General features: G+C 40.6%; 17 protein-coding genes. 4 read left to right on the forward strand and 13 right to left on the reverse strand.

Annotation, left to right across the window (positions count from 1 at the left end):
- Positions 1–21: 21 nt before the first annotated feature.
- The 6 genes from pulA to thpR form a co-directional block, all read right to left on the reverse strand.
- Positions 22–2,160, reverse strand: coding sequence for a type I pullulanase (gene pulA, locus K8L98_RS19515; protein WP_223437356.1), 2,139 nt, complete (start codon positions 2,158–2,160; stop codon positions 22–24).
- Positions 2,161–2,231: 71 nt separating this feature from the next.
- Positions 2,232–3,149: a diacylglycerol/lipid kinase family protein gene (locus K8L98_RS19520; RefSeq protein ID WP_223437358.1), complete on the reverse strand. Its 918-nt coding sequence runs from the start codon at positions 3,147–3,149 to the stop codon at positions 2,232–2,234.
- A gap of 126 nt (positions 3,150–3,275) precedes the next feature.
- Positions 3,276–4,217: a nuclease-related domain-containing protein gene (locus tag K8L98_RS19525; protein WP_223437361.1), complete on the reverse strand. Its 942-nt coding sequence runs from the start codon at positions 4,215–4,217 to the stop codon at positions 3,276–3,278.
- A gap of 14 nt (positions 4,218–4,231) precedes the next feature.
- Complete coding sequence (locus K8L98_RS19530; RefSeq protein ID WP_223437363.1) at positions 4,232–4,921, reverse strand: LrgB family protein; 690 nt, start codon at positions 4,919–4,921, stop codon at positions 4,232–4,234.
- A complete protein-coding gene (locus K8L98_RS19535; RefSeq protein ID WP_223437365.1) occupies positions 4,921–5,301 on the reverse strand; it encodes a CidA/LrgA family protein in 381 nt (126 codons plus the stop codon). The genes K8L98_RS19530 and K8L98_RS19535 overlap by 1 nt, the downstream gene beginning before the upstream one ends.
- A 52-nt stretch (positions 5,302–5,353) precedes the next feature.
- The gene (gene thpR / locus K8L98_RS19540) at positions 5,354–5,908 is read right to left on the reverse strand and encodes an RNA 2',3'-cyclic phosphodiesterase (RefSeq protein WP_223437368.1); all 555 of its coding nucleotides are present in this window, start codon (positions 5,906–5,908) and stop codon (positions 5,354–5,356) included.
- A 243-nt stretch (positions 5,909–6,151) separates the two neighbouring features.
- On the opposite strand from thpR, the gene cysK reads away from it, so the two are divergent.
- Entirely contained in the window at positions 6,152–7,084 is a 933-nt protein-coding gene (gene cysK / locus K8L98_RS19545) for a cysteine synthase A (protein WP_223437369.1), read from the forward strand.
- A gap of 111 nt (positions 7,085–7,195) precedes the next feature.
- Here the strand turns inward: cysK and K8L98_RS19550 are convergent, their stop codons facing one another.
- Both K8L98_RS19550 and pepV read right to left on the reverse strand, forming a co-directional pair.
- Positions 7,196–8,374 carry an MFS transporter gene (locus K8L98_RS19550; protein ID WP_223437371.1) on the reverse strand — a complete coding sequence of 393 codons (1,179 nt, stop codon included), beginning with the start codon at positions 8,372–8,374 and terminating at the stop codon, positions 7,196–7,198.
- A 208-nt stretch (positions 8,375–8,582) separates the two neighbouring features.
- Positions 8,583–9,977, reverse strand: a complete 1,395-nt coding sequence (gene pepV / locus K8L98_RS19555; protein WP_223437372.1) for a dipeptidase PepV — start codon at positions 9,975–9,977, stop codon at positions 8,583–8,585.
- Positions 9,978–10,164: 187 nt separating this feature from the next.
- Here pepV and K8L98_RS19560 point away from each other — a divergent pair, with 187 nt between their 5' ends.
- A complete protein-coding gene (locus K8L98_RS19560; protein ID WP_223437374.1) occupies positions 10,165–11,466 on the forward strand; it encodes an NCS2 family permease in 1,302 nt (433 codons plus the stop codon).
- A 473-nt stretch (positions 11,467–11,939) separates the two neighbouring features.
- Positions 11,940–12,164, forward strand: a complete 225-nt coding sequence (locus K8L98_RS19565) for a DeoR family transcriptional regulator (protein ID WP_029278908.1) — start codon at positions 11,940–11,942, stop codon at positions 12,162–12,164.
- A 108-nt stretch (positions 12,165–12,272) separates the two neighbouring features.
- Here the strand turns inward: K8L98_RS19565 and K8L98_RS19570 are convergent, their stop codons facing one another.
- Together K8L98_RS19570 and K8L98_RS19575 are read right to left on the reverse strand one after the other, a co-directional pair.
- Positions 12,273–12,998: a pseudouridine synthase gene (locus K8L98_RS19570; protein ID WP_223437376.1), complete on the reverse strand. Its 726-nt coding sequence runs from the start codon at positions 12,996–12,998 to the stop codon at positions 12,273–12,275.
- Positions 12,999–13,035: 37 nt separating this feature from the next.
- On the reverse strand, positions 13,036–14,658 hold the full coding sequence (locus K8L98_RS19575) for a putative polysaccharide biosynthesis protein (RefSeq protein WP_223437378.1): 1,623 nt from the start codon (positions 14,656–14,658) through the stop codon (positions 13,036–13,038).
- Positions 14,659–14,841: 183 nt separating this feature from the next.
- Between K8L98_RS19575 and K8L98_RS19580 the strand changes: the two genes are divergently transcribed.
- Entirely contained in the window at positions 14,842–16,119 is a 1,278-nt protein-coding gene (locus K8L98_RS19580; protein ID WP_223437380.1) for a BaiN/RdsA family NAD(P)/FAD-dependent oxidoreductase, read from the forward strand.
- A gap of 13 nt (positions 16,120–16,132) precedes the next feature.
- On the opposite strand, the gene K8L98_RS19585 is transcribed toward K8L98_RS19580, so the two are convergent.
- The 3 genes from K8L98_RS19585 to K8L98_RS19595 all read right to left on the reverse strand — a co-directional run bounded on the left by K8L98_RS19585 (position 16,133) and on the right by K8L98_RS19595 (position 17,410).
- Positions 16,133–16,315, reverse strand: a complete 183-nt coding sequence (locus K8L98_RS19585) for a sporulation protein Cse60 (RefSeq protein WP_070876571.1) — start codon at positions 16,313–16,315, stop codon at positions 16,133–16,135.
- Positions 16,316–16,555 (reverse strand): DUF2553 family protein, encoded by a 240-nt coding sequence (locus K8L98_RS19590; protein WP_223437382.1) that lies wholly within the window; start codon positions 16,553–16,555, stop codon positions 16,316–16,318. It abuts the gene before it with no gap.
- Positions 16,556–17,095: 540 nt separating this feature from the next.
- Positions 17,096–17,410: a rhodanese-like domain-containing protein gene (locus tag K8L98_RS19595; RefSeq protein WP_223437384.1), complete on the reverse strand. Its 315-nt coding sequence runs from the start codon at positions 17,408–17,410 to the stop codon at positions 17,096–17,098.
- Positions 17,411–17,538: the final 128 nt, after the last annotated feature.

Genomic DNA, 17,538 nt, shown 5'->3' on the forward strand with positions numbered 1-17,538 from the left:
TAGTCAAGAAAAACCGAAAACCTACTTTTGGAATAAGACAAAAGTCCCTATTTCTTTCACCTCAATTGATTCGCTTACAAACTGGACTGAGTTTGCTTCTCTCTGGAAAATAAATGGGCTTGAGGCAAGCTCCCATTCACCGTTATAGGGCAGAGATATAACCTTGCCATTTCGATGACTGCAATGAATGACTGCAATCTTGCTCCATGGCCCATATGCACCTACATCGTTTAAACAATACGCGAAAATGCCATCCTCATTCCTGAAAATCTGAAAATGTCTGCTTATTTCTTGTGATGAACTGAGCCTGAATGCTCCATGGGACTTCCTTAGAGAAATAAGATGCTGAATATACCTGACATCATGTGCGTACTGCTCTCTTTCATTCCAGTTTAGCTGATTGATCTCATCAGGTGAGTTATAGCTGTTTTCCACGCCTTGTTTTGTTCGGTAAAACTCCTGCCCGCTATGAAGAAATGGAATTCCCTGTGCAAGAATGACCATACCAGCAGCAAGCTTCTGCCTGAGCTGTTTATTTTCAACTGGCTCATTTGGGAGACACAAATTCATCTTATCCCATAGCGTATAATTATCATGCGATTCTACATAATTGATGGATTGTGCAGGATTTGTGAAATGTGCAATCGAACCGCTCATGATTTTTGCAAGCATTTCCGGATTTCCAGAGTTGCCAAGAATAAATCCTTTGTCCAGCACTTCAAACGTGCTTCCTTTAATATTGTCTCTGAACTGATCGTTAAAAAAGGCGATGCCAGGCATTTTACCCGCATTTGCAATAATGGCTTTTTCTTCATATGGAAGCGGGGTAAGCAAATCCCAGCCTTCTCCTAAAATAAAAATATCAGGTTTTAACCGCTTACAAATATCGTTCACCTTATTCATTGTGTGAATATCCAATATCCCCATTAAATCAAAGCGAAAACCGTCAACATCATATTCTTTCAGCCAAAAAGTAATTGAATCTACAATAAACTTGCTGGCCATTTTCATTTCTGAAGCAAAATCATTGCCTACTCCAGTACCATTTGAAGGAAGCCCATTCTGGTCATGACGAAAGAAATATCCCGGAACAATCTTTTCAAAAGAGGAATTTTCTCTGATGTAAACATGATTGTAAACCACATCCATAATGACTCTTATCCCGTTTGCATGAATAGCCTGGATGGCTGTTTTTAATTCCTTTATTCTTGTATATGGATTTTCCGGATCAGATGAGTAGCTGCCTTCTGGAGCATTAAAATGAAGCGGGTTGTATCCCCAATTGTAATGCTCAAGAACATTCTGCTCATTGACTCCTTCAAAATCATTAAAAGGGAGCAATTCCAAATGGGTAATGCCAAGTTCTTTCAGATAGGATATACCTGATGTCATTCCCTTCCCTGTTTTTGTGTCAGTTTCAGTGAATGAAGCATATTTGCCTTTTTGGTTAATTCCGCTGTTTGGATGGATGGTAAAATCACGTATATGCGCTTCATAGATAATGGCATCCGTTAATTGAGCAAGAGGAGCTGGTTTTCGTTTCTCTACCACTGTTTGACCAAAATCTGCGATGACTCCATAAACCCCATTCATGGATACGGCTTTTGCATATGGATCAACCGCTTCATTCCAAATTAAATTAACACACACGAGATAAGTGTAGAAAACGCTGTCAAAATTACCCTTCAGTTCGATTGTCCAAATTCCGCTGTCATCTCGCTTTAGTGGAAGAGTTTCCTCCCGCTGATCGCTTGGAAACAGTAATTTCACCCGTACATCCGTCGCAGTCGGAGCCCATAACTTCATTGTTACAGAGTCTTTGCTGAAACGGACCCCAAGGTCATCCCCTTCATAATAAAAGTGGTCATCAAATTCATCCGTCCGAATTACTGCACCGATTTGCAGATCTGTTTTATTACCCAGTTCATCACATACTTCATACAATTTTCCAAATGGTTTTATGGATGAATCCAGTCTGCATTGGTATTTCACTCTGTTTTCAATATCCTGCTGACGCTCACATTGCAGCTTCAGCCTGATTTCGCCATCCAGAAGAAAAAATGTTTTATTGTCAGAGGACTGCATGTCTTTTGGGATAAGGATTGTAATTAAGTCCATTTCATCGAGGTATGCATGATATGCACGTTGTACCGATAACATTTTAGTCACCTGCCTGCAAAAGTTGTTTCATCACAACAGTATACCCATTGAGAAACAACTTGATATTAGATTTACGTATAATACTTTATGCTTTTAGGTCTCAATGTGACTGTGACCGGTGTTTCGCCTATGTATTCTCCATCCGCATGAATCATGAGCGGGGCTGCTCCAGCAATTTTTATTTCCTTTCCCGTGAACGTATGAACTTCTTTCAGTCGTGTATGCTTTCCCGCAAAAACCAGTCCAAAGAGCAGAAGCAGCTTTAATCTTGATAAATCATGTACAACGATGAGATCAAGTACACCGTCATCCGGTTTTGCAGCTGGAGAAATTTTCATGCCTCCCCCGTAAAAAGGGTGGTTGCTTACTGCCGCAAGCCAGACATTTTCAAATACGTGAACCGTGTCATCAACTGTCACAGTGACGGTACTTGGCTGATAATTCATAAGTCCTTTCAGAAGGGCTGCTATATATATTAAAGAACCTGCACGTAATTTATTCAGCAGTTTCTTCACTTCCATTTCGTTTGAAAGCTTCGCAACATAGGCATCAAACCCTGCACCAATACTGTTTACAAAGGAACGGTTCATCTGGCCTGTTTGATATTGACCAAGGTCAAAGCTTTTTACTTGCCTTTTTAACCTGAGGAAAATGGATGAATCTTCTCTAGAATGGCCATACCCTCTCTTAAAGTCATTACCGGATCCAGCTGGAATAAACCCTATCTGCACATGATTAAACTCACTCAGCCCATTTACGATTTCATGAATCGTGCCGTCTCCGCCGATTCCAATGACCGTCTTCAAGTGATAATCCTGAATCGTCGCAATTTGTCTGGCCAGAATTTCAGCATGACCAGAATAGTCCGTTAAAAAAGAACGATAGTCTATAGATTTAAGCTCGAGTTCAGCTTTTACCTTTTTCCAAACACGTAATGATCTGCCATTCCCGGCAAGGGGGTTAATGATAAAGTATATGCTGTTCTTCATCCTAATCTCCATTATCTTCAGCGATTCCATGAATATCCGCGTAGATATTCCCAGTCTAGTAAAATTATAGCTTTTTTTAGTGAAACTGTATGTACGAATCTATAAAAAAATACGCCTGCCGGCGCATTAATCGTTTCTGCGAAAAGAGTCAATCAAGCATTTGGACAAAAGAATCTCAGCAGCTTTCAGCTGATCATGCTTAATTGGCGATGTGGAATTTCTGTAAGTTTGGAACCATCCATTGAAATTTCTTTTATCTGCAAGTGTTAAATCGAATGGTGCCTCGGGAAACTCGATGAATCCGCTTTTGTACACCAGTACCTTTTTCACTTCCAGATTGATCTTGCTCTCTTTCAGTAATTGCTTAACAATTGTTCCTGTTCGATTCAAGCTGATTAAAGGAGAAAGCTGTTTTTTTTCATGATCTCCCGGATTCACTGTCCAGAAGCGTTCACTTGAACCTTCAATAACGTCGTGCTGTCCCCCTTCGAGATAATGGATACATACGATTTCTCCAGGACTGATTAAAATCGGATCAAGCCCAATGGACGTATTTTTTATTTTAAAAACAGGATTATACATAATGAGATGCTGATCAGGCAATTTTTGAAGAAGTTCAAGCAATCTCTCATTTTCATAAAAAGAAGCATCTGCAAATGATTTTTCACGAATGGTAGACGTGGCCCATTTCATTTGGAACTGAAAGATGTGATTCATAAATTTTGCTTTTAATTCATCCAATGATTGCGGAACGGTGTCAAAGATGTATTCCATTGTTTCTGCTTGTTGATCAGCAGCTGGAATGTTCAAATCGCATGAAATTATTTCTCCTTTTTTCCCCAACCTATTACGGACCTTTCTGAGAAAATTTTCTTTTTCCTTTTTCCCTTCTGCCCCGTCCATTGTCTCTGTTTGAGGTCTTACAAATTGCTGAAACTCATTATTTTCATAAGCATACATGATCATTTGCCATTGCTGTTTCTTTAAACGCAGAAATTGGCTTTGGTAGCGGTATAAATCCATCTCGTACCTTGAAATGCAAGAATGGATCTTGATTAGTTGAGCCAATTTTTTTCAACTCCTTATAGGATGCTTAAAATAAATGGTGCGAGCAGCGGGCAGATTATCGCTGTAAAAATGGCGCATAAAGTCATCGAAATCGAACTGATGGCTCCTTCAAGCTCACCCAGCTCCAGTGCTCTTGCTGTACCTGTTCCATGCGATGCTGCACCAAGTCCAATTCCTTTTGCTACGGAATGATGAATGCCAAAAAGCTGCAGCAAAGACGGTCCAAACATTGCGCCTGAAACACCTGCAATGACGACATAGATTGCAGCAAGCGCCGGTATACCTCCCATCATGTCTGCAATATCCATCGCAATTGGATTTGTCACTGATTTAGGGGCAAGAGACAAAATCAGCTCCTCATCCACATGAAAAAGCCCTGCAAGAAGTGTTCCGCTGCCAATGCCAATGATGCTTCCTGCAAAAACACTTGCTAGAATAGTAAAGGCATATTTTTTCAGAATACGGCGGCTTTCATATAAAGGATAAGCCAAAGCCACAACCGCAGGTCCAAGCAGCTCATCAATCCAGATTCCGCCTTTCAAGTATTCTGAATAAGTCGTTCCAGTGCTCAATAAAAGAAGAATGATTATAAAAGTGCATGTCGCTATAGGCACAAGTATAGGCAGGGGATATTTTTTATAAAGCTGCCTCATTGCAGCATACAAGACAATCGTTAACAGTATGTATAGGACAGCAGAAAACATTAGACTTCTCCTCTTTTTTCGGAAGCTTCCGTTCTCATGGTAAGCCGCTGACCTATGGCAGCGGAAGAAATCATAACAAGGGCCGTGCTGAAAAGAGCGACAAGCGCACTTACTAATCCTTTACCGCTGAACAGATCAAAATGATCGATTAAACCGACTGTGGCCGGTATAAAAAGCAGTGATAAATGACTTAACAGCATAGAACTTCCTTCTTTTAAAAGAGGCAGCCTGATGATTTTTAATGAAAGGCAGAAAAACAGAAGAAACATTCCGATAATGCTTCCGGGCATAGAAAGCTGCAAATACTGCTGTATAAAAACTCCTGCCTGGTAAAAAAGATATAAACAAGCAATTTGAATTAATATTTTTATCCATTTCATAGTTATCCCTGCTTTGCATTTGTTGTTACACAGGATGACAGGCAAATCTTATTCAGCGCAGCATCACGTTGTGTATGGAATGGTATTTAGGAATTTTATCAAGATTTGTCTCAAAGAGATCCACACCAGCCACGGTAAAGCTCTTTTGTTCAGGTGAAGCTATCCGCTGATCTAAGAAATTTTCTTCTGATATCCATTTTTTTGCAATGGTAACATGCGGAGTAAACGGGCGCTCATCCAGTTTGAAATCAGCATGTTTGCAAATATGATAAACCTGGCTCCTGAGCTCTGCAAGCTTTTTTGAATCCTCTGTTCCCAGCCAGAAAATCCTTGGTGACTGCGGTCTTCCGAACGTCTGGAATGTAGTTGTCTGCAGCTGGAAGGCATGATTATTTACAAGGGACTTCTCAAGATCATGTTTCACCTGCTCTAATTGATTTTCTGATTCCGGATGTCCTAAAAATGCCAGAGTAAGATGATAATCAAGCGGATGCACCCAAGACTTAAATTGTTTTTCTTCTCTTAAAGAAAATGCTTGATTATAAATCGATTTTGCCGTTTCTTCAGGAAGTGATATACCTATAAAATAGTGTTTCAAAGCTGTCATGTCAGTCTCCTTATTCGCACTGAAGGCTGTTTAGGCAATAACTCACAATACCCTGCAGCCAACATTTGATTATTTTCTGCTGAATTAAAACATCTTTCAGCTTTTTATAGTTTTATCCGACAACCGAGAAAAATCCCTTTCGTTTTCATCTTATCAAAGTAACAGGCAAGAATATAATCAAGCGCTTTTGGATGGCTGCCGAAAAAATATATGCTATCATATCAAATAAAGGAGCTGTGATAAATGCGTGTAGTTGAAAATATAGCAGATTTAATTGGCGATACTCCCTTGGTGAAATTAAATCGGCTGAACCCGGAAAACGGAGCGGACGTCTATTTGAAGCTTGAATTTTTCAATCCAAGCGGAAGTGTAAAGGACAGAGCTGCATTAAATATGATCCTTGAGGCTGAAAAACAGGGCCTTTTAAATAAGAATTCCACCATAATTGAGCCGACTTCAGGCAATACTGGCATTGGACTTGCAATGAACGCTGCTGCAAGAGGCTATAAAGCCATACTTGTTATGCCTGACACGATGACACAGGAACGAATCAATCTATTGAAAGCATATGGCGCTAAAGTGGTGCTGACTCCTGGCGATGAGAAAATGAATGGTGCCATCAATAAAGCGAATGAACTGGCAAAAGACATCCCGGACAGCTTTGTTCCTATGCAGTTTGATAATGAAGCAAACTCAGATGCACACCGCAAATCAACCGCCATTGAAATCATTTCTGCAATGGACGGGCTTGGCAAAAAACTGTCTGCATTTGTGGCAACTGCCGGTACAGGCGGAACAATTACAGGAACTGGCGAAAGGCTGAAAGACCATTATCCTGATTTAACAGTTCACGTTGTTGAGCCTGCAGGATCTCCTGTCCTTTCTGGCGGTAAGCCAGGCAAGCATAAGCTTGTAGGCACAAGTCCTGGATTCATACCTGAAATTCTGAATCAGAACGTCTATAATGAAATTTTCAAAATTAAAGACGAACAAGCTTATGACATTACCCGCCGTCTTGCTGCCGAAGAAGGCATATTAGTCGGCCCATCATCTGGTGCAGCCTGCTTTGCTGCACTGGAAGTAGCGAAACGTCTGACTCCTGATGATGTAGTCGTGTGCATCGCCTGCGACACAGGTGAGCGCTATTTATCAAGTGATTTATTTCTCCAGGAATAAGAACAAAAGCTCAGGGCGCCAATGCCCGCTCCGACAGGCTGAAAAGAATTCGACAGAACCGTCCGGGTTTGACTTATAATTTACCATGCAACAGAAAGAGCTGCCCGGCACTTATTCCGGAGCAGCTTTTCTTATTCGTATATTCATAATAGCTAATACAGCTAACGCGACCGTTGAAAGAATACCAAAAAATAAATATACATATAGGATAGAAAAACCTTCTAAGATTAAACCGCCGAAAAATGTGCAGAACCAGTTTCCGAGTCCATTCCCTACTGATGAATAGAGGGAAATGGCTGTCGCCCCTACAGAAATTGGCGCGAGATCTCTCACATATTGAAGGGCTGCCGGAATAAACAGGCCTACAGACAATCCTTGTGCAATGGTCGTAACATAAACAACTTCAAGCGGAGGCTCCAAGAAGTACAGAAACCATCTCAGGATTGAAATAAAAGTAGCCATCATAAGAATATTCATCATCCCAAGCCTGCTGATCCAGCTGCTTGCGAATTTCATAAAAGGCGCTTCACTGCCGGCTGCAAGAAGGAATGCTATGCCTATCCCTGTCAGTCCCCCGCCAAGCTCTGCCACAAAAATTCCAAAGTAAATATTGTTTGCTAAGATTGGTCCCATCACCAGAAAAGCAACAAATAAAAACATGAAATACCTTGGGACATTAGCAAGCTCTTTTATTCCTTCCCTGATGCTGATTTGCAATGTTTTGGTTTCATTCGGAAGCTGATAGGCGAAAAAAACAGCAATAAATAAAATAAAGGCAAATGCATAGAAAATCATACTTAATGAAAAAAGCTCTGAAAGCTGCCCTACAGCCATAACAGCAACCGCAAATCCAACCGCACCCCACAGACGGATTGAACCGTACTCTGTTTTTGTTTTTTGTACGTAATTCATTGAGATGCTGTCTGATAATGGAATGAGCGCACTCTGTACAATCGCAAGGAGCGAAGCAATGGCAATCAGCCAAATATATGTATCAATCATTGAAAAAACAAGTCCAAATATCCCTGCAAGCGATAGCGCAATCGTTAATAAAACAGTCGGTTTTTGCGTCATGTCACTTAAAATACCCCACAGAGGCTGAATCAAAATCATTACAACCGGACTGATGCTCATGATCATTCCTATTTGACTTCCTGAAAGCCCGACACTGTCTTTAAGATACACAGGAAGCAGCGGAAATAGCGAACCGAAAGCAAAAAAAACAAAAAAATAAAAAGAATAAAAGTGAACTCTAGTTGTACGATGCTCTCTTTGCAATGAATATTCCAAAACAGCAGCCTTCTTTCTTTTAGGTTCTTTTCTAACTTTCAAATTTAAAACCAGAAAAGAACGTATAACCCTTTTTAAATACGAAATTGATATTTGGGGCACAGCCTTTCTAAAAGGCAAAACTCCCAGAAAAACCGCCCTCCGATAACAGAGAGCGGCCAAAAAGCTTCTTTACTCATCCTACCACAACAGGCGGAATTCGTTAACATTACTTTGCCAATTCATAAATGGCTTGTGCATAAATAGCGGTAGCTTTAAGCAAATCGTCAATGATGACATATTCATCTTTTTGATGAGCAACATCAGGTCTTCCCGGGAACATTGGGCCAAACGCCACACCAGCCTTCAGTGAACGTGCATAGGTACCGCCCCCTATAGCAATCAATTCAGCACGATCCCCTGTTTGTTCTTCATACACTTTTTTAAGTATTTGAATTAATTCATGCTCTGCCTCAACATAATGAGGCTTTGAATCACTTAGAGAAGCTAACTGAAACTCGGTAATGGATTTCAATCCTTCTGAAATCCGCTCAACATCACCAGTTACAGGATAGCGGATATTCACACCAAGCTCTCCTGATTTTTCACTATCATAAGAAATGATGCCAAGGTTCACAGTAAGCGGGCCGCTCACTTCATCTTCATATTGAATGCCAAGTTTCTCACCGCTCGTGTCATTGCTGAAAAAGGCAACAATCTGTCTGATAAATAGTTTCCCGTTATGATCCAATTCCTCATCTGCAAGGAAAAGGGAAAGGAGCAGTCCTGCATTCTTTCCTGTTTGCGGCAAACTTCCATGTGCCGAAACACCTTCAGCTTTAAGTGTAAGCACTCCATTTTTTTCAGAAGCACTGCCTGTTATATCATATTGGTTTAAATATTTGCTGTATTTTTCTGTAAGCCCCTCTGCATCATCAGACCGAATAAGAGCTTCTGCATAATCCGGAACCATGTTGAAGCGCCTTCCAGATTGAAAAGAAAGCAGTTTTGTCTCGCTTTTGCTGCTTAGTGCTTTATCAAAGAAATATGTAAGCTTTGCATCGATGATTCCTTTTTCAGCATTGATAATCGGAAAATCTGCATCAGGTGCAAAGCCGAGTGCAGGCATTTCTTCATGTTTAAAATAGTGATCCACACATCCCCAGTCACTTTCTTCATCTGTTCCAAGAATCATGCGGACTCTTTTGTTCAATGGCAGTCCGAGGTCTTTTACGATTTTCATTGCATAATAGGCCGCCATTGTAGGACCCTTATCATCAATGGCTCCGCGTGCAAAAATTTTTCCGTCTCTTATTTCCGCCCCAAAAGGATCACTGCTCCAGCCGTCACCCTCTGGTACAACATCAACGTGGCACAGAATTCCAACGATATCTTCCCCTTGTCCCATTTCCAGGTGACCGGCATAGCCCTCGAGATTTTTTGAAATAAATCCGTCTTTTTCTCCCTTTTCGAGCATGTGAGTCAGAGCTTCATTAATTCCTATTCCAAATGGAGCGCCTGCCTTGACTGTTTTTTTATCAAGCAAGCTTTTAATGCGCAAAAATTCTTGAGTGTCTTTAATAAAATCTTCTTTCCTGCTTAAAACTTCCTGCATCCAATCCATCTTTAAACCCCTTTTCATATTTATTTCAATAAGTCCTTACCTAGTAAGATACCAAAGGATGCGGACATAAGAAAGCTTGGACAGGAGAAACTAAAATGGGTGTAAAATGAAAACCCCTTGCATTTTACCTAAAAAACGAATATTATTATAAATGTTTTGTAAAAATGTTCGTTAATTGGAGGCTCTCATGTTTAAATTAAAAGAAAATCAAACGACTGTGCGAACAGAAACGCTGGCTGGACTTACAACGTTTTTAACTATGGTTTACATTGTCGTCGTTAATCCTATTATCCTTGCTGACGCTGGTGTTCCTTTTGACCAGGTGTTTACAGCAACAATTATCGCCGCTATTGTCGGTACATTGTGGATGGCGCTTGCAGCGAACTATCCGATTGCAATTGCTCCTGGTATGGGATTGAATGCATATTTTGCTTATTCGGTTGTCGGCGGTCATCAAGTCAGCTATCAGATTGCATTTGCATCCGTATTTGTAGCCGGTATTCTTTTTCTGATATTATCTTTAACTCCGTTCCGCAAAAAATTGATTGAAGCGATTCCGTCTAATTTAAAATATGGCATTACAGCAGGAATCGGTCTTTTTATAGCCTTTATCGGCCTGCGTTTAACTGGAATTGTTACGGATCATCCAGAAAACCTTGTAACGCTTGGAGATTTGACTTCTCCCCCTGTGATCCTCGCACTTGTTGGACTTGCTGTTACGCTGGTATTAATGAGTTTAAATGTACATGGCGCCCTCTTTTTCGGAATGATCATTACTGGTATTATCGCTTTCTTTACTGGGGAACTTTCTTTTAAAGAAGGATTCGTTTCCATGCCCGGCCTGCCGGAAGGATTTATTATCTTAAATCCTGTTGAAGCAATCGGGCAAGTAATTGAGCATGGCCTTTATGCCGTTGTATTCTCATTCCTGCTTGTTACTATCTTTGATACAACTGGAACAATGATTGGGGTAGCTCAGCAAGCAGGTCTAATGAAAGGCAATGAACTGCCTAACGCCCGCAAAGCCCTTTTAGCTGATTCTGCTGCAACAACAGTCGGGGCTATGTTCGGAACAAGTCCTACAACTGCTTACATTGAATCTTCTGCGGGGGTTGCTGCAGGAGGACGTACTGGACTTACAACTTTAACTGTAGCCGTACTATTTGGTTTAACTGCTTTCTTCAGCCCGCTTGTCGGAGCTGTCTCTGGAATTGCTGCCATCACGGCTCCTGCATTAATTATTGTCGGAAGCTTAATGATGGGCAACATTGCAAAAATTAACTGGAATGAAATTGATGAAGCATTCCCTGCGTTTCTTGTCATTATCAGCATGCCGCTTACATCAAGCATTGCAACGGGCATTGCACTTGGATTCATTTCATATCCTCTTATGAAAATTGCAAAAGGGAAATGGAAAGAAGTTCATCTGTTTGTTTACATTTTCGCTGTTTTATTCTTTATACAGCTGGTTTTCCTGGGCGGGCATTAATCGCTTTTTCGCAGGAAGTGAAAGAGGCTCCCCCAAAAGTCGTGGACTTTTGGGGGTTTTTTATTAGGGTTTTAACTGAATAAAAAATTAGATTTTTTCCGAGCACAATTAAATGAATTGATACAGCCGAGTTTTTGAAAACCTTCGGCATATTGAAAATTATTTATAAAATACTTAAAAGCATCCATACTAAAGATGGATGCTTTTTCATATAAAAACACAAAAATGTCATACTATTCAGAATTAACTACATATAGTAAAATATGATATATAAGTTTTAACTTTTTGCAATTAGATTAAAACTATGTAAAAATTTTGTTAATTCGAGCATTTTACTAGTATGAAGCTGTCGAAATCGTGTAAAATATTGTTGTAGCGTTCATAAGATAAATAAGAACAGTAACATCTGCAGTAGGGGACATCGTAGGTTGTAGTAGGCTATGCCGTACGATCAAATGATAAGGAGTGGTTTTTTGAAACCTTCAACAAACCGTATGCTAACTCGTATCAAATCTGTCTACATGTTTATCCATGAAAGAGGTACTGTGACAACTCAGCAGCTTGTCGACGAATTTGGTATTACACCACGAACCATTCAAAGAGATTTAAATGTGTTAGCGTATAATGACCTGGTTCGGAGCCCAAGCAGAGGCAAATGGACAATTACACAAAAGAAGGTTAGAAAAATGTCTTCTTAAAAAGAGACTGAACAATGGAAAATCAAAACGTTTTGTATACATAAGAAAACCAGCCAAAATAAGATGGCTGGTTTTTTTCTGCTGATATACCGTTTTCGGAATCTATTTTTATAATTCAACCGCTTTAGCATTCTGCAATGCTTCCACTTCTTCTTCTGTAAGCTCGCGGTACTCGCCTAACTCCAGGCTTTCATCAAGCAATAGCGGGCCCATGCTGATTCTTTTTAAGTAGGTTACTTTTTTCCCGACAGCCTCAAACATTCGTTTCACCTGATGAAACTTGCCTTCTGTGATGGTAATGTGAATTTCCGACTGCTCGTCTGCAGAAAGAATCACAAGAGATGCAGGCTTTGTAACATATCCATCATCAAGCTCTACACCTTGTTTAAAAGCCGCAGCGTCCTCCTCAGTTACTTTTCCAAGGATTGTTGCATAATACGTTTTCGGTACATGCTTTTTAGGAGACAGCAGCTGATGTGACAGCTGGCCATCATTTGTAAGCAGCAGAAGTCCCTCTGTATCTTTATCAAGACGCCCAACAGGAAACGGCTTGTAAACGGCGTCTTCCATTTCCAGCAGGTCAATAACGGTTTCCTGCACAGAGTCCTCTGTTGCTGATAGATAGCCCCCTGGTTTATTAAGCATTAAATAAATATGCTCCCTATAATCGACCGTCTCCCCATGCACGGTTATCACTTGTTCAGAGGGATCAACATGTGTCTTGGCATCTTTAATGCTGACTCCATCCGCTTTTACAGCACCTGTCTTTAAAAGCTGTTTTACTTCTTTTCGGCTCCCATAGCCAATGTTTGATAATAATTTATCTATTCTCATAAACAATCTGCTCCTGACCTATTAAAAAGGAAGGCTCTTATTCAGCAGCCTTCCTCTTTCGATTTAAAAATGAAAAACGATTTCCGAACAGCTTTTCAAGCAAATGAGACCGGTAGGCAATGTATAAATAAGCACCTGCTCCAAGACCTATCGATATAATTAAGATAATCGTTGACGGGATCTTCCCATCTGAATAATCTATAAAAATAGACAACACGGACTGCGACACAGAAACGATCATGGCCATAAAGGCTGTCAGTATTCCGATAAAAACGGTTCTTTTAAAAAGAAGCCTGAAGGAATACTTGGCATGACGGTGAATCATGGCAAAGCTGTAAATGATTGAAGCTCCAAAGCCAATGGCAGTGGCCATAATCGAGCCAAGTCCCTGAAACATCACAATCAAAGGCGCGTTAACAGCCATTTTAATGATTAATCCAAAGGCCAGTGAGATAACAGCAAGCTTTTGTTTGTTGATCCCTTGTAAAACAGCTGCAGTTACCGTGAAGAATGAAAACAGAATCGCAACTGGAGCAAACCATCTTAACAGCTCTGCACCTGCAGGGTTATCGTTGTAAAAGAGCATATATGCAGGTTCTGCAAGCACAGCCAGTCCTACAACAGCCGGCAATACTAAGAAAATGATAATCTGAAATGCCTGATCGATCTGCCGGTTTAACAACGGCATGTTTTTATCTACGAAAGATCTGGTAATAGTAGGTACAAGTGTTAAACCAAATGCTGTTGCCAGTGATACTGGAATCATGACAAGCTTTGGCAGATATAACGTGACAATTGAGAAGATATTCGCCGAAATATCTGCAAAACCGGCAGATGTCATGGCTCTATTAAAAGTATTTGTGTCTACATAATTGTATAATGGAATCGCTAATCCCACGAATACGAATGGACCTGCATACGAGAAAAGCTCTTTGAACATTCCGCCTGTTGTAATATCACTGACAGGCACCAGATTCTCTCTCATAGCTTCAAGCGTATGCTTTCGTCTTTGCCAGTAAATGAATAGGACAAGCAATCCTCCTATTGCCCCGACAAAGGCAGCAAACGTTGCATACCCTACTGCCGTTACAAGACTTCCATTAAAAACCCTCAGTACGAGATAAGCAGCTATCAGCAAAAAAGCAATTCTGACTATTTGTTCAATCACCTGAGAAACAGCAGTAGGACCCATTGACTGATGGCCCTGGAAAAAACCGCGTATTAAACTCATGATTGGAACAACAATCAAAGCAAGACTGACCATCCGAATAACTAAAACCGCGTCATCAACCGTAGTATTTCCAAGTTCTTTTTGTCCCAATGCACTTTCAGCAAAAAACGGCGCCAGGAAATAAAGAATGGCAAACGCTATAACACCAGTTCCAAACATGACGGATATACCGACTCTGAACATCTTCCTGCTCGTTGCATAATCACCGATGGAATTATATTTTGATACAAACTTTGAAACCGCTTGAGGAAACCCCAATGTGGCAATCCCCAGAAAAACGGCATATTGAGCATATCCATACTGATATAGTGCTCCCCCGTCTTCACCGATCAGGGCAAAGAATGGAATGACATAAATCATCCCTAATATTCTAGAAATATATGTGCCGAGCGTTAATACTAACGTCCCTCTTAATAATTTATTCGACATTTATGAAATCACCAATTTCTCTCTGAAGATTCAACTTTTCTATTTTAACACAATAAACCTCCATAACAATAATGTTTGTATACAGCTCGTCCGATAATAAAACGGCCGTATTTTGATTTCTTTAGGATTCAGCTATAATAAGATAGGAAATAAGGTTTTTAGAAAGAAAAAGGTTGTGAGCAAATGAATTATGATGTGGTCATTATCGGAGGCGGCCCTTCTGGTTTGATGGCGGCAATTGCTGCCGGAGAACAGGGTGCTAATGTACTCCTGCTTGATAAAGGAAATAAACTCGGCAGAAAACTCGCGATTTCCGGCGGCGGCCGCTGCAATGTAACGAACCGCCTTCCGATCGATGAAATTGTAAAGCATATCCCGGGAAATGGACGTTTTTTATATAGCGCTTTTTCAGAATTCAGCAACGAAGATATCATTCGTTTTTTTGAAAAGCTTGGCATACCGCTGAAAGAAGAAGATCACGGAAGGATGTTTCCTGTATCAGATAAGGCTCAATCTGTTGTAGATGCTTTACTGAATCAGCTGAAAAAACTTCATGTGACAATAAGGACAAATGAACCTGTTGAAACCGTAGATTATATAGAAGGCAAAGCCGCGGGAGTTCTATTAAAGAACGGAGAATACATCAGCACAAATGCAGTGGTTATTGCAGTCGGCGGTAAAAGCGTTCCCCACACAGGGAGCACGGGTGACGGCTATGCTTGGGCTGAAAAAGCAGGCCATACCATTACAGAGCTCTTTCCTACAGAAGTTCCGATCACTTCAAATGAGCCATTCATTCAGGAAAAATCATTGCAGGGTCTGTCGCTCAGGAATGTTGCTTTAAGTGTCCTGAATCCGAAAGGAAAAGTTATAAAAACTCACCAAATGGACATGATCTTCACCCACTTCGGCATATCAGGCCCAGCTGTCCTGCGCTGCAGTCAGTATGTTGTAAAAGCAATGAAAAAGTTCAAAACAACTTCCATTCCAATGAGCATCGATTCATTTCCTGATCAAAATGCAGAGGAGTTATTCCAGCAAACGGTTAAGCTGTTAAAAGCAGAACCTAAAAAGGCCGTTAAAAATGTTTTAAAAGGATTTCTGTCTGAACGATATCTTCACTTTTTATTAGAGCGGAACGGAATTGACCAGCAGGTGACGTTTGCGAACTTATCTATGGAGAAATTGCGCGGATTTGTCGGAGACTGCAATCAGTTTCAGTTCAACGTGCATGGAACACTGTCCATCGACAAAGCATTTGTAACAGGCGGAGGTGTATCTGTAAAAGAAATACACCCTAAACAAATGGCTTCCAAATTGATGAACGGTCTATATTTTTGCGGAGAGATTCTTGATATTCATGGATATACCGGAGGGTACAACATAACGTCTGCGCTTGTTACAGGCAGACTCGCAGGCAAAAATGCCGCAGAATATGTAAAGGAAGCGGCTAAATTGTAGCTGCTTCCTTTTTTTAGGTTCTGTATAAGACTAATGCTGAAAAACAATAAAGCTGCTCGCCATCTTCATTGCAGGCAGCTGCCACGTTGTACTTTATATCCACAAGCTGTTCGTCTGAAATGGATTTTAAAAAGTGGTTGATTTCACGTTCCAGATCTTTTTCATGCTCCTTATCAAAAACGGCTACCTTGTACATTTAACACCATCCCATATCATACCCTTCTGCATATTGCTGCTGAAGCTCACAATTCCGTTCATAAATTCGGTAAAACCTGTCCCCTTCCACAACAAATCCGCTTACTAATTCATATTCCCGTCCCTCAGAAGTTATGACAAGCTTTCCGATGTATTCCTTCCCAATATACAATTCCATGAATTCTCCATGGAGCTTTGCAAGCACCCGTCCCGTTACTTCAAGCTTGTGATATTCAGACATATCACATCCCTCCTTATTCTATTGTATTTTGGAGGGTATAAGATTATGATAGCGTTTTCATTTTCTGTTTGAATTTAACTATTCCCTTACACTTTAATTTGCAAGTATCTGGAAAAAAGATAGTAATTCATCCAAATCGGCAAGTATTTCTCAGGTTTCCGCCTGTAATGAAGCTATTCCGGCAAGTAAAATAAATTCCGTTTGAAGACCCCGGATCGGTTGTTTCTTATTATCCTGCACTATAGATTTGTGCGAGTGTGAAATCGATAAAATGGATCGTAAAACACTTATTTTAACACCAGAATGGCCTTTTCCAGCTGCCCTTGGTACATTGATCCCTCCAGAAGTGTAAAAGTACACATTTTATGAACTGGACATTAATATGCTTATTCTCCTAAATCGGGGCAACTATCCGATAAGCCCTGTAACGATCTGCAAACAAGGGTTCACGATCCAGAACTTTGTCCTAACTATCCTGAGCTCAACTCGGAAGAAATGCTAAAACATAAAAAAATCCCTGTTCTAAACAGGGATCTTATCTTAAGCTAATTCACTTTTGCGTTTTGTATCGCCTTTCCAGTCAAGCATTCCGCCGGCCATATTTGTGACCTTATAGCCTTGGTCCTCCAGGTATGCGCAGACATTCCCGCTGCGTCCGCCTGAGCGGCAGACGATGATGTATTCTTTCTCTTTATCAAAAGCATCGAGATTTTCAGGGATTTCTCCCATTCGAATGTGTTTCGCTTCTGGTATCATGCCTTCTTCTACTTCGTCATCCTCGCGAACATCTACAAGATTCAATATTTCCCCGTTTATAAGTTTCTTATGTAATTCTTCTGTCGAAATTTCTTTCATTTGGATTACTTCCTTTCACTGGCAGATGAGTTTATTATACCAAAGCAGACTGTGCTCATACCAGTTTAAGACATCCATACAGCGAGATCAGAGAAAAAGCAGGCGCTGCATCAGCACCTGCTCCTGCT

The sequence above is a fragment of the Metabacillus dongyingensis genome (assembly GCF_019933155.2).
In the GTDB taxonomy this organism is placed as follows: Bacteria; Bacillota; Bacilli; order Bacillales; family Bacillaceae; genus Bacillus_P; species Bacillus_P dongyingensis.